The organism is Streptococcus oralis, from assembly GCF_021497945.1.
GTDB classification, from domain to species: domain Bacteria; phylum Bacillota; class Bacilli; order Lactobacillales; family Streptococcaceae; genus Streptococcus; species Streptococcus oralis_BR.
Window position 1 is genome coordinate 877,403 of the sequence record NZ_CP046524.1, and the last position, 13,299, is coordinate 890,701.

A 13,299-nucleotide genomic window follows, 5' to 3' on the forward strand; every position below is an offset into this window, starting at 1 on the left:
GAGAGGAGATGATGACATGGCTGATAATTTAGAATACAAATGTCCTTGTTGCGGTGGTGCTTTAGCCTTTGATACGAAAATCCAAAAAATGAAGTGTCCTTACTGTGACTCTGAATATGAAATGGAAAGTCTCAAGCACATGGATGAAGGTTTGGTAGATGTACAGTCTTCTACTGAGTCAACTTCAACAACCTACTCTACTGAAGAATGGCAAGAGGATGATGAACAGCTGAACGTCTTTATTTGCAATTCCTGTGGTGGACAATTGATTGCTGATGAAAATACTGCTGCGACAACTTGCCCTTATTGTGATAATCCAGTTGTTCTCAAGGAACGTCTGGTAGGTGATTTGAAACCAGAGTTGGTTATTCCGTTTAAACTGGATAAAAAAGCTGCCAGAGAAGCGCTTAACAAGCATCTTCTCGGCAAGCGTTTATTGCCAAAAATTTTTAAGGATCAGAACCATATTGATGAAGTAAAGGGTGTTTACGTGCCATTTTGGTTATTTAATACAGAAGCGGATGCGGATATTAAGTACAAAGCAACTAGGGTAACGACTTGGAGTGACAAAGATTACAATTACACCCAAACTGAATTTTACTCTGTCCTTCGTTCTGGTCAGTTAGCCTTTTCTCATCTACCTGTTGACGGTTCTAAAAGTATGGACAATACCTTGATGGAATCCATTGAACCTTTTGATGTTTCAAAAGCAGTTGACTTTCAAACAGCCTATTTAGCAGGTTATTTGGCCGAGCGTTATGATGTGACGGCAGAAGAAAGTATCACCCACGCTAATAAACGGGCTAAAAGGAGTACTGAAGATAGATTTGCGGAAACAGTTAAAGGCTTTACAATGGTAACTCCAGAAAGTAGCCATGTTGAGTTTAAAAATAGCAAAGCCAAGTATGTCCTTTATCCAGTCTGGTTGTTAAACACAACTTGGAATAATGAAAAGTACGTTTTTGCTATGAATGGTCAAACAGGAAAATTTGTAGGCAACCTTCCCTTGGATAAACGAGTCTACTGGCGCTATTTTATGACGATTGCAATGCTTACTTTTATTGTTTGCTATGGCATCGTTTGGTTGATTTATCTAATGTAAGGAGGAAGATATGATGAAAAAACTACTGTCATTCCTTCTTGCGGTTTTTCTCGCTTTTACCTTGATTGGGATTGTGTCAGCTGACATGTCAAGTCAAACTTTAATTTATGATGAGGCCGGCCTCCTATCATCCAATGAGAAAAGCAAACTAGAAGAAGAAGCACAAGCTATTTACAAAGAGCATCAGTTCAAATCTTATCTGCTCATTGCTGACTCTTATGATGATGTAACTCAATATACAACGGATTTCTTCAAGAAAGGGAAGGAAGATGCTATTCTTCTGATAATAGGGAAGTCTAAAGATTATAGAACTATCTGCTACAAGGGAAAAGCAAAAGAGCTTCTGGGAGATTTTTGGGATACCTTTATCAAAGGAGTTTATCATAGCAATAGTAGTTGGTATGACAGTGCCCACCGTAGTTTGACTGCTATTGCTGCTAAGTTTGGACCCCTGAAGCGTCTCGTGGATGAAGCGGATTTACTGAGTGATGCAGAAGAAAAAGATTTATTAAGTAAACTTGATGAGATTAGTGAGCGGCAGAAATGTGACCTTGTTATTGTGACTGTCAAGGATCTGGGAGGGAAGACACCAGAAGCCTTTGCAGATGATTATTTTGACTATAATGGTTATGGTCAGGGTGAGGACCATAGTGGTTTATTGTTGTTGTTAAGTATGAAGGAACGGGATTGGCATATCACCACAACAGGTTATGCGATTCGAGCATTTACCGATGCAGGTTTAGAATATATGTCTGATCGGTTCGTTCCGAAACTAAGCAACGGAGAATATGAGCAAGCATTTAGCAGTTTTGCAGAACTGAGCGATAAGTTCTTAACGCAGGCTAAGACAGATAAACCTTATGACAAAGGGAATCTTCCTAAGGAACCGCTAAGTTGGATATGGGTGCCCCTATCTCTAGGTGTAGGTCTTGTCACAGCCTTTGTAGTTGTTTCAAGTATGGCTGGTCAACTCAAAAGTGTGGATCCAGATGTGGCAGCGACAAATTATATTGTAGAAAATAGTCTCACTGTCACTCAAGCAGAAGAAAAGTTTCTATATAAAACGGTTGATAAGGTGGCGCGTCCCAAAGAGAGCAAATCTTCTTCTGGAGGTAGCAGTACTCATACATCTTCATCAGGAAGAACTCACGGTGGTTCAGGAGGCAAGTTTTGATTAGAATAGATGAGTGAATGAGATAGACTTTCAAATCTATTTTAGGAGAAAGGGAAGTAAAATGAAAAAATTATTTAGCTTGATATTGGCACTTCTGTTACTTATCACGCTTGGAGCTTGTGGAAAATCAGGTGGTAGAGCGGACGATGCCTTAGTGGGTAAATACGTAGCTGTTAGTGGTACGGCCATGGGAGTAACCCTCTCTGGTGATGATATGGCTGGCTTCAAACTCGAATTGATGAGTGGAGGCAAGGCGAAACTAAATGTAGAAGGAACAACTGCAGAAGGTAAATGGAAAAATGATGATAACACGTTAACTCTTACTATTGAAAATACTGATATGGTTGGCAAGCTTGGTAAGGATACGATTACATTTGAAAGCATATTGAAAGAGCTTGTCGGAACTTCAATGGATGTGAAACTTGCAAAAGAAGGAACAGATGCAGCGAAACCTGAGAACTTCTTGCCAGAAGAAGAGAAAGCCCTCTTAGGAGACTGGATAGGCGCGTCTGTAGCGGATGTAATGGATGCAGACGCATCTGGAGAAATAGCACCAGATTCCTTGAAGGCAACTTTAAAGGCAGATCATACTTCTACAATCACCTATAAAGGAGAAGTAATTGCCACTCCTAATTGGAGTTATGTGACGGGTACCATTATATTTGAAGGTAAGGTTGCTGGAAATGCGAGTCTATACAGTGAACAAAAAGATGGGGTCTTTAAAATAACTTATAGCGGAGATAAGTATTATACCTTTACAATGAAATCATCTAAAGGAGATTAGAATAATAAATGGGCTAAATCAGTGCGGTGATGGTATGGAACTGTCATCGCACTTTTGGATTGGCTAAGGTAGTTATCAGCTATAATTTACGAATCTAATAATTTTTAGTGATTTTCAGAAGATTTTGATTGCGATAAAAAACGAACGTTTATAGAATGTTTGTTTTAAAAATTGACAAAATCTGTACTTTGGTGTAGAATTAATCAAGGAAACGTCGGGAAAAGACGTAGTGATGCGAAGGCATAGGTAGGTCATTACAAAAGAAACGAGACATCGATATGTTAAATGAATTTCCAATTTTTGATTACGAAGATATTCAGTTGATCCCAAATAAATGTGTCATTAAAAGCCGTTCAGAAGCGGATACAAGCATTACGTTTGGAAAACACACTTTTAAACTACCTGTTGTGCCAGCAAATATGCAGACGATTTTGGATGAGAACGTAGCAGAGCAACTTGCTAAAGGCGGTTACTTTTACATTATGCACCGTTTTGATGAAGCGGGGCGCATTCCTTTTATCAAGCGCATGCACGATCAAGGGCTCATTGCTTCCATTTCTGTTGGTGTCAAGGATTACGAGTATGACTTTGTTAGCCAGCTCAAGGCTGATGCTCCTGAGTATATCACGATTGATATTGCCCATGGTCATGCGGATAGCGTGATTTCTATGATTCAACACATCAAGAAAGAATTACCAGATACTTTTGTCATTGCTGGAAATGTGGGCACACCAGAAGCTGTGCGTGAATTGGAAAATGCTGGTGCCGATGCTACTAAGGTTGGAATCGGTCCTGGTAAGGTTTGTATCACCAAGGTCAAGACTGGTTTTGGGACAGGTGGTTGGCAGTTGGCTGCTCTTCGCTGGTGTGCAAAAGCTGCTCGCAAACCGATTATTGCTGATGGTGGGATTCGTACACACGGTGACATTGCCAAGTCTATCCGTTTCGGTGCTAGCATGGTCATGATTGGTTCCCTTTTTGCAGGACACATCGAAAGCCCAGGGAAAACGATTGAAGTCGATGGCGAACAGTTCAAAGAATACTATGGTTCAGCTTCTCAATACCAAAAAGGAGCTTATAAAAACGTGGAAGGCAAACGCATCTTACTGCCTGCTAAAGGGCATTTGCAAGACACCCTTACTGAGATGGAGCAGGATTTGCAAAGTGCCATTTCCTACGCAGGTGGACGCAAGGTAGCTGACCTCAAGCACGTTGATTATGTTATCGTGAAAAACTCTATCTGGAATGGGGATGCTTCTCACTAATGGACGCTTAGTCTACCCATAAAAAACTTGTTATTAGAGCAAATTTCTGTTATAATAAAACAAGTTTCCACCCTTAGTGTAATGGATATCACGTAAGATTCCGGTTCTTAAGATGGGGGTTCGATTCCCTCAGGGTGGATGTAAACAGCCTAAAAAAGCCTTTAAATAAGGCTTTTTTCTTTATATTGCCTCCAAAATTGGAAATCTTTTTTCAAAAACGACCCCACTCTCCCCTAGTCCCGTTTTAAAGTGACTCAGAGGACTTTTTTTGTTATAATAGAAAGGATCGTAATTATTAGAAAGAGGTCAGTATGAAAGAATTACAAACTGTACTGAAGAAGCGTTTTGCAATCGAATTTGCAGACAAAAACTTACTGGAAACGGCCTTTACTCATACAAGTTATGCCAATGAGCACCGCCTCTTAAAAATTTCACACAATGAGCGCTTGGAATTTTTAGGAGACGCTGTTCTGCAATTATTGATTTCAGAGTATCTGTATAAAAAATATCCTAAGAAGCCAGAGGGTGACTTATCAAAACTCCGTGCCATGATTGTCCGTGAGGAGAGTTTAGCTGGTTTTGCGCGTGATTGCCAGTTTGATCAGTTTATCAAGCTGGGGAAAGGGGAAGAAAAGTCTGGTGGGCGCAATCGTGACACCATTCTTGGAGATGCCTTTGAAGCCTTTCTGGGTGCTTTGCTTTTAGACAAGGATGTGGCTAGGGTAAAAGAGTTTATCTATCAGGTTATGATTCCCAAGGTTGAAGCAGGTGACTTTGAAATGATTAAGGATTATAAGACACATCTGCAAGAGTTGCTCCAGGTCAATGGAGATGTAGATATTCGCTACCAGGTGACCTCTGAAACGGGACCTGCTCATGATAAGGTTTTTGATGTAGAAGTCCTGGTTGAAGGTAAGAGTATTGGAAAAGGTCAAGGGCGTTCTAAAAAATTGGCAGAGCAAGAGGCCGCAAAAAATGCAGTTGAGAAGGGGCTGGATTCATGTATTTAAAGGAAATTGAGATTCAGGGATTCAAGTCCTTTGCTGACAAGACAAAGGTCGTTTTTGACCAAGGTGTGACAGCTGTCGTTGGGCCTAATGGTTCTGGGAAGTCAAACATCACAGAAAGTCTGCGATGGGCCTTGGGAGAGTCCAGTGTTAAGAGCCTTCGTGGTGGCAAGATGCCCGACGTTATCTTTGCTGGAACTGAAAGTCGCAAACCACTCAATTATGCTTCGGTTGTCGTGACTTTGGATAATGAAGATGGTTTTATCAAGGATGCAGGGCAAGTCATTAAGGTAGAACGCCATATCTATCGTAGTGGTGATAGCGAGTATCGAATTGATGGTAAAAAAGTCCGTCTTCGTGATGTACATGACCTTTTCTTGGATACGGGATTGGGACGAGATTCCTTCTCTATTATTTCCCAAGGGAAGGTTGAGGAGATTTTTAATTCCAAGCCTGAAGAACGTCGAGCTATTTTTGAAGAAGCAGCTGGAGTTTTAAAATACAAGACTCGTCGAAAAGAAACAGAGAGCAAACTGCAACAAACTCAGGACAATCTAGACCGTTTAGAGGATATTATCTATGAGTTGGACAATCAAATCAAGCCTCTGGCAAAACAAGCTGAGAATGCTCGGAAGTTTCTCGACTTGGATGGTCAACGCAAGGCTATTTACTTGGATGTTTTGGTCGCTCAGATTAAGGAAAACAAGGCTGAACTAGAGCTGACGGAAGAAGAACTAACTCAGGTTCAGGAACTTTTGACTAGTTATTATCAAAAGCGTGAAGAGTTAGAAGAAGAAAATCAAACTCTTAAAAAGAAACGCCAAGATCTCCAAGCTCAAATGTCCAAAGACCAAGGAAGTTTGATGGATCTGACGAATCTGATCAGTGATTTAGAACGAAAATTAGCCCTATCAAAACTGGAGTCCGAGCAGGTGGCCCTCAATCAACAAGAAGCACAAGCACGTTTGACTACTTTGGAAGACAAGAGAAAGACTCTAAGTACAGAGAAGACTGAAAAAGAAGCAAATCTGGCACAGTTAGAGGAAGAACTAGCTGAAAATAACAAGGAACTCAATCGTTTAGAAGCAGAATTGCTAGCTTTTTCAGATGATCCTGACCAGATGATCGAGCTCTTACGCGAACGCTTTGTCGCTCTTTTACAAGAAGAAGCGGATGTCTCAAACCAACTGACCCGCATCGAGAATGAACTAGAGAACAGCCGTCAGCTATCTCAAAAACAAGCAGATCAACTTGAGAAACTGAAAGAACAATTGGCTACAGCTAAAAAGAAAGCAAGTCAGCAAAAGTCAGAGCTTGAAACTGCCAAGGAGCAGGTTCAGAGATTATTGGCTGACTACCAAGCTAGTGCCAAGGAACAAGATGATCAGAAAGTTTCTTACCAAGCTCAGCAGAGCCAACTCTTTGACCGTCTGGATAGTCTCAAAAATAAGCAGGCTAGAGCCCAAAGTTTAGAGAATATCCTTAGAAATCATAGTAACTTTTACGCGGGTGTTAAGAGTGTTCTCCAAGAAAAAGACCGCTTAGGTGGGATAATTGGTGCGGTTAGTGAACATCTGACTTTTGATGTGCACTATCAAACTGCCCTAGAAATTGCGCTTGGATTAAGCAGTCAGCACATCATCGTAGAAGATGAAAAAGCGGCAACTAAGGCAATTGATTTCCTCAAGCGCAACAGAGCTGGTCGTGCGACCTTCCTTCCATTGACGACTATCAAGGCTCGTGCGATTTCTAGTCAGAATCAAGATGCTATCGCAGCAAGTCCAGGCTTCCTTGGTATGGCTGATGACTTGGTGTCGTTTGACAAGAGATTAGAAGCCATTTTCAAGAACTTGCTAGCCACAACGGCTATCTTTGATACTGTAGAACATGCGCGTGCCGCAGCTCGCCAAGTTCGTTACCAAGTTCGTATGGTGACACTGGATGGGACAGAGTTGCGTACAGGTGGTTCCTATGCAGGTGGTGCCAATCGCCAGAATAACAGTATCTTCATCAAGCCAGAACTAGAGCAATTACAAAAAGAAATTGCTGAGGAAGAAGCGAGCTTGCGTAAAGATGAAGAAAGTTTGAAGATATTGCAAGATGAGATGGTAGTATTGACAGAAAGATTAGAAGCCATCAAATCACAAGGTGAGCAAGCTCGTATTCAGGAGCAAGGCTTGTACCTTGCTTATCAACAAACCAATCAGCAAGTGGAAGAGTTAGAAACTCTTTGGAAACTTCAAGAAGAGGAATTAAATCGCCTTACTGAAGAAGATTGGCAAGCAGACAAGGAAAAATGCCAAGAGCGCCTTGCTACCATTGCCAGTGAAAAGCAAAATCTAGAAGCTGAGATTGAAGAGATTAAGTCCAATAAAAACGCTATTCAAGAACGCTATCAAAACTTGCAGGAACAAGTAGCGCAAGCGCGCTTGCTTAAGTCAGAACTGCAAGGACAAAAGCGGTACGAAGTGACTGATATTGAACGCTTAGGCAAGGAACTGGATAATCTGGATATCGAGCAAGAGGAAATCCAGCGTCTTCTCCAAGAAAAGGTTGATAATCTTGAGAAGGTTGATACGGATCTGCTAAGTCAGCAGGCGGAAGAGGCCAAAACTCAGAAAACAAACCTCCAACAAGGTTTGATTCGCAAGCAGTTTGAGTTGGATGATATCGAAGGCCAGCTGGATGATATTGCCAGCCATTTGGATCAAGCTCGTCAGCAAAATGAAGAGTGGATTCGCAAACAAACACGTGCTGAAGCCAAGAAAGAAAAGGTCAGCGAACGATTGCGCTATCTACAAGCTCAATTAACTGAGCAGTATCAGATCAGCTATACCGAGGCTCTAGAAAAAGCACATGAGTTGGAAAATCTCAATCTGGCAGAGCAAGAGGTTAAAGATCTTGAGAAGGCTATTCGTTCTCTCGGCCCTGTCAACTTGGATGCTATTGAACAGTACGAAGAAGTCCACAACCGTTTGGATTTCCTCAATAGCCAACGAGATGATATTTTGTCTGCTAAAAACCTGCTCCTTGAGACCATCACAGAGATGAATGATGAGGTTAAGGAACGCTTTAAATCAACCTTTGAGGCTATTCGTGAGTCCTTTAAAGTGACCTTTAGACAGATGTTTGGTGGAGGTCAGGCAGATTTGATATTAACTGAGGGCGATCTTTTAACAGCTGGTGTAGAGATTTCTGTTCAACCACCAGGTAAGAAAATCCAGTCTCTCAACCTCATGAGTGGTGGTGAAAAAGCCCTTTCGGCTCTGGCCTTGTTGTTCTCAATCATTCGAGTCAAGACGATTCCTTTTGTTATCTTGGATGAGGTAGAGGCGGCACTAGACGAAGCCAATGTTAAACGTTTTGGGGATTACCTCAACCGCTTTGACAAGGATAGTCAGTTTATCGTCGTGACCCACCGTAAGGGGACCATGGCGGCTGCGGATTCTATCTATGGAGTTACCATGCAAGAATCAGGTGTGTCAAAGATTGTTTCGGTTAAGTTAAAAGATTTAGAGGAAACAATAGACTAGTTACCAAACGATAGCATCTCTTAGGAGGTGCTATTTTTTAAAACTCATAGCTTGAATTGTCTATCAAGGTCAGTTTAGGCGCAAAAAACGACATTTGGGATTTCCTCTTAGCGAAAAGACTTGCTCTATGATATAATAGTTTCATGATTACAACAGTACCTATTAAGAACGAAAAAGACATTGCAGTACCCGGAAAAACAGTCCTTGTACTAGGTTATTTTGATGGCATCCACAAGGGGCATCAGAAACTCTTTGAAGTAGCCAGTAAGGCTTCTATGAAGGACTATCTGCCAGTTGTCGTGATGACCTTTACAGAGTCGCCAAAACTTGCCTTACAACCTTACCAACCTGAGCTCATGCTTCATATCGTCAATCATGAGGAACGAGAGCACAAGATGAAGTGGCACGGAGTAGAGGCTCTCTTCTTACTTGACTTTAGTAGCAAATTTGCTAGTTTAACGGGTCAAGAATTCTTTGATACCTATGTTCGAGCTTTAAAACCAGCGATTATCGTAGCGGGATTTGATTACACCTTTGGTTCAGATAAGAAAACTGCGGATGATCTGAAGGATTATTTTGATGGAGAGATTATCATTGTTCCTCCGGTTGAGGACGAAAAAGGAAAGATTAGTTCCACACGAATTCGTCAAGCTATTCTTGATGGAGATGTCAAGGAAGTCAACCATCTACTAGGCACACCTCTCCCAACCCGTGGCATGGTCGTTCATGGAAATGCCCGTGGGCGTACTATCGGTTATCCAACAGCCAATCTGGTCCTCAGAGATCGAACTTATATGCCGGCAGATGGTGTCTATGTAGTCGATGTCGAAGTGCAACGTCAGAGATATCGTGGCATGGCAAGTGTTGGGAAAAATGTTACTTTCGATGGAGAAGAACCACGTTTTGAAGTCAATATTTTTGATTTTTCAGATGATATTTATGGTGAGACAGTCATGGTCTACTGGCTGGACCGTGTCCGTGATATGGTTAAATTTGACTCCATCGACGAGCTCGTAGACCAACTCCAGAAAGACGAAGAAATTGCTCGGAACTGGAAGGATGGAGAGTAGAAAAGTTTAAAAAAGTGAACCCTATTTTGTGTTTGCTTTTTTTTATTTTTGAAAGAAATTTTTATAGAGAGAAACATAATTGAAGGTTGATTGAAAATCTGTTAAAATAGTGATATTCATAACTTTAAAACCAAAGAAAAGAGACTAGTATGATTACAGGCGAATTAAAAAATAAAATTGATCAGCTGTGGGAAATGCTGTGGACTGAAGGAAATGCAAATCCTCTAACAAATATTGAACAATTGACTTATCTTCTATTTATGAAGGATTTGGATAGTGTCGAACTTGGACGCGAAAGTGATGCTGAGTTTCTAGGAATTTCTTATGAGGGAATTTTCCCAAAAGACAAACCTGAATACCGTTGGTCGACTTTTAAAAATATGGGAGATGCTCAGGAAGTCTATCGTTTAATGACACAGGAGATTTTTCCATTTATGAAGAATCTTAAGGGTGATACTGATGATACAGCTTTTTCACGTTATATGCGTGAAGCTATCTTTCAAATAAATAAACCTGCTACGCTCCAAAAGGTGATTTCTATATTAGATGAATTTCCAACCAGAGACTCAGGTATAGACTTTGATAGTGACACGCAGGGGATTAATGATATTGGCGACATCTATGAATATCTGCTATCAAAATTGTCAACCGCAGGTAAAAATGGACAATTTCGTACACCTCGTCACATCATCGATATGATGGTTGAGTTGATGCAACCAACTATCAAGGATATTATCTCAGATCCTGCTATGGGGTCTGCGGGTTTCTTAGTATCTGCTAGCCGTTACTTAAAGCGTAAAAAAGATGAATGGGAAACCAATCCAGATAATATCAACCATTTTCATAACATTATGTTTCATGGGAATGATACGGATACAACTATGCTTAGACTTGGTGCAATGAACATGATGCTGCATGGAGTGGAAAATCCACAAATTAGTTATCTTGACTCACTATCTCAAGATAATGAAGAAGCAGATAAATACACTTTAGTGTTAGCAAATCCTCCATTTAAGGGATCGCTTGACTACGATTCAACTTCAAATGATCTCCTTGCAACTGTAAAAACCAAAAAAACAGAATTACTTTTCCTTGCTCTTTTCTTGCGTACATTGAAACCAGGGGGACGTGCAGCAGTTATTGTACCTGACGGTGTCCTCTTTGGTTCTTCTAAAGCCCATAAAGGAATTCGTCAGGAAATTGTAGAGAATCATAAATTGGATGCTGTAATATCAATGCCAAGTGGCGTTTTCAAACCTTATGCTGGAGTTTCAACTGCCATTCTCATCTTTACAAAAACTGGAAATGGTGGAACGGATAAGGTCTGGTTTTACGATATGAAAGCAGATGGTTTAAGTTTGGATGATAAACGACAACCGATCAGTGACAATGATATTCCAGATATTATTCAACGTTTCCATCAACTTGACAACGAAGCAGAACGTAAGAGAACGGATCAGTCTTTCTTTGTTCCAGTCGATGAGATAAAGGATAATGATTATGATTTATCGATCAATAAATACAAAGAAATTGAGTATGAAAAAGTTGAGTATGAACCAACAGAAGTCATCTTAAAGAAAATTAATGATCTAGAAAAAGAAATTCAAGCTGGCTTGGCAGAGTTAGAAGAATTACTCAAGTAGGGAGATGGATGTATGAAAAAAGTGAAGTTGGGGGAAGTGACAATTAATATAGATAATCGTAGGAAACCTCTTAACAATCTTCAACGATCAGAGAAATCGTTCTCAAAAAAATATCCGTATTGTGGTGCAAATAATATTATTGATTATATAGATGAATATATTTTTGACGAAAATGAAGAAATCCTTTGTATTGCCGAGGATGGTGGCAATTGGGGTAAAGATGAGGAATGTACTTATGTGATGAATGAAAAGTGTTGGGTTAATAATCATGCCCATGTGCTTAAAATGAAAACAGGTATTGATATTAACTATATCAAACTTACTCTTGATTATTTAGATTTAACGTCATATATCACAGGTTCAACTAGAGGGAAGTTGACAAAATCCTCTTTAGATAAAATTGAGATTAGTTTACCAAATTATCATACACAGATTAGTATCTCAAAAAAAATATCTGACATACAGAAATTGATTACAAAAAAGGAAACACAAATTCAAAAATATAACGAGATCGTCAAATCCCGATATTTCGAGGAGGTGGTTGCATGAAGAAAGTGAAGTTAGGGGAAATTTGTGAGATACAAGCAGGAGGAACTCCTTCAAGAAATAAAAAAGAATTTTGGGTTCAAGGTAATATTCCCTGGGTAAAAATAAAAGATATAAATTCAAAATACATTTCTAAAGTTGAAGAACATATTACAGAATTAGGGTTGCAGTTTTCCTCAGCAAAATTATTTTCAAGAGGTACGATACTGTATACTATTTTTGCTACTATTGGTGAGGTAGCTATATTAGATATTGATGCTGCAACAAATCAGGCTATAGCAGGTTTACATTTAAAGTCTGAAAAAGTATTAAAAGATTATCTTTATTTTTTTCTTCTTTCTATTAAAAATAGAGTAAAAAACGATAGTAGAGGAGTAGCTCAGAATAATATTAATTTAACTTACTTGAAAAATATAGAGGTCCCTATTGTTGAAAATAGTATCCAGCAAGAAATTTGTAATAATTTAACTAAAATAAATCAAATAATTACTCAGCGTAATCAGCAACTCATAGAACTCTCAAACCTTGTAAAATCCCGATTTAACGAGATGTTTGGGAAAAATAAGCGATTTGAAAGTCTTGATAACTTATTTGATATTATAGATGGCGACAGGGGCAAAAATTATCCGAAATCAGATGAGTTGTTTGATGAAGAATATTGTTTATTTTTAAATGCAAAGAATGTTACAAAAAACGGATTTTCATTTAATATAAAGCAATTTATCACTGAAACAAAGGACAAATTACTTAGGAAAGGTAAATTAGAACGTCATGATATAGTTTTGACAACAAGAGGTACCATTGGAAATGTGGCCTACTATGATGAATCGATTAGTTATGATCATTTACGTATTAATTCAGGTATGGTAATTTTGCGTGCTAAGAAAACTGAATTAAATAGGCAATTTATCCTTTATGTTTTAAAGGATGATAATTATTATAAACGATTAATATCTGGCAGTGCTCAGCCTCAGTTACCAATAACAAAAATAAAAAAAATATTACTTCCCCTTCCCCCTCTTTCCCTCCAAAACGAATTCGCAGACTTTGTAGCTCAGGTTGACAAATCACAATTGGCAATTCAAAAATCTCTGGAAGAATTGGAAACCTTGAAAAAATCACTTATGCAGGAATATTTCGGTTAAGATCTGAGATGAAATAGCAGTTTTACACTA

Annotated in this window: 10 protein-coding genes and 1 tRNA gene; all 11 read left to right on the forward strand. The window is 39.4% G+C overall.

The window, feature by feature from the left end; translation table 11 throughout:
- The first annotated feature begins 16 nt into the window (after positions 1-16).
- The 11 genes from GOM47_RS04540 to GOM47_RS04590 all read left to right on the forward strand — a co-directional run bounded on the left by GOM47_RS04540 (position 17) and on the right by GOM47_RS04590 (position 13,269).
- A complete protein-coding gene (locus GOM47_RS04540; RefSeq protein ID WP_235081195.1) occupies positions 17-1,102 on the forward strand; it encodes a hypothetical protein in 1,086 nt (361 codons plus the stop codon).
- 10 nt (positions 1,103-1,112) lie between these two features.
- Positions 1,113-2,276 carry a TPM domain-containing protein gene (locus GOM47_RS04545; RefSeq protein WP_235081196.1) on the forward strand — a complete coding sequence of 388 codons (1,164 nt, stop codon included), beginning with the start codon at positions 1,113-1,115 and terminating at the stop codon, positions 2,274-2,276.
- Positions 2,277-2,337: 61 nt separating this feature from the next.
- On the forward strand, positions 2,338-3,060 hold the full coding sequence (locus GOM47_RS04550; protein WP_235081197.1) for a hypothetical protein: 723 nt from the start codon (positions 2,338-2,340) through the stop codon (positions 3,058-3,060).
- Positions 3,061-3,338: 278 nt separating this feature from the next.
- Positions 3,339-4,325 (forward strand): GMP reductase, encoded by a 987-nt coding sequence (locus GOM47_RS04555; protein ID WP_000931191.1) that lies wholly within the window; start codon positions 3,339-3,341, stop codon positions 4,323-4,325.
- Positions 4,326-4,392: 67 nt separating this feature from the next.
- Positions 4,393-4,464 (forward strand) — tRNA-Arg (locus GOM47_RS04560).
- A 172-nt stretch (positions 4,465-4,636) separates the two neighbouring features.
- Positions 4,637-5,335, forward strand: a complete 699-nt coding sequence (rnc, locus tag GOM47_RS04565; RefSeq protein ID WP_000661472.1) for a ribonuclease III — start codon at positions 4,637-4,639, stop codon at positions 5,333-5,335.
- Entirely contained in the window at positions 5,326-8,865 is a 3,540-nt protein-coding gene (smc, locus tag GOM47_RS04570; protein WP_235081198.1) for a chromosome segregation protein SMC, read from the forward strand. The genes rnc and smc overlap by 10 nt, the downstream gene beginning before the upstream one ends.
- A gap of 143 nt (positions 8,866-9,008) precedes the next feature.
- Complete coding sequence (locus tag GOM47_RS04575) at positions 9,009-9,935, forward strand: bifunctional riboflavin kinase/FAD synthetase (protein ID WP_235081199.1); 927 nt, start codon at positions 9,009-9,011, stop codon at positions 9,933-9,935.
- Positions 9,936-10,084: 149 nt separating this feature from the next.
- On the forward strand, positions 10,085-11,578 hold the full coding sequence (locus GOM47_RS04580) for a type I restriction-modification system subunit M (protein WP_084859845.1): 1,494 nt from the start codon (positions 10,085-10,087) through the stop codon (positions 11,576-11,578).
- Between the two features lie 12 nt (positions 11,579-11,590).
- Positions 11,591-12,127 carry a restriction endonuclease subunit S gene (locus GOM47_RS04585; RefSeq protein WP_235081200.1) on the forward strand — a complete coding sequence of 179 codons (537 nt, stop codon included), beginning with the start codon at positions 11,591-11,593 and terminating at the stop codon, positions 12,125-12,127.
- Positions 12,124-13,269: a restriction endonuclease subunit S gene (locus GOM47_RS04590; protein ID WP_235081201.1), complete on the forward strand. Its 1,146-nt coding sequence runs from the start codon at positions 12,124-12,126 to the stop codon at positions 13,267-13,269. The genes GOM47_RS04585 and GOM47_RS04590 overlap by 4 nt, the downstream gene beginning before the upstream one ends.
- Positions 13,270-13,299 lie beyond the last annotated feature (30 nt).

Bases quoted from the DNA above. Each gene is read 5' to 3' on its own strand.
- GOM47_RS04540 (WP_235081195.1), top strand. From the start codon at position 17: ATGGCTGATAATTTAGAATACAAATGTCCTTGTTGCGGTGGTGCTTTA.
- GOM47_RS04545 (WP_235081196.1), top strand. From the start codon at position 1,113: ATGATGAAAAAACTACTGTCATTCCTTCTTGCGGTTTTTCTCGCTTTT.
- GOM47_RS04550 (WP_235081197.1), top strand. From the start codon at position 2,338: ATGAAAAAATTATTTAGCTTGATATTGGCACTTCTGTTACTTATCACG.
- GOM47_RS04555 (WP_000931191.1), top strand. From the start codon at position 3,339: ATGTTAAATGAATTTCCAATTTTTGATTACGAAGATATTCAGTTGATC.
- rnc (WP_000661472.1), top strand. From the start codon at position 4,637: ATGAAAGAATTACAAACTGTACTGAAGAAGCGTTTTGCAATCGAATTT.
- smc (WP_235081198.1), top strand. From the start codon at position 5,326: ATGTATTTAAAGGAAATTGAGATTCAGGGATTCAAGTCCTTTGCTGAC.
- GOM47_RS04575 (WP_235081199.1), top strand. From the start codon at position 9,009: ATGATTACAACAGTACCTATTAAGAACGAAAAAGACATTGCAGTACCC.
- GOM47_RS04580 (WP_084859845.1), top strand. From the start codon at position 10,085: ATGATTACAGGCGAATTAAAAAATAAAATTGATCAGCTGTGGGAAATG.
- GOM47_RS04585 (WP_235081200.1), top strand. From the start codon at position 11,591: ATGAAAAAAGTGAAGTTGGGGGAAGTGACAATTAATATAGATAATCGT.
- GOM47_RS04590 (WP_235081201.1), top strand. From the start codon at position 12,124: ATGAAGAAAGTGAAGTTAGGGGAAATTTGTGAGATACAAGCAGGAGGA.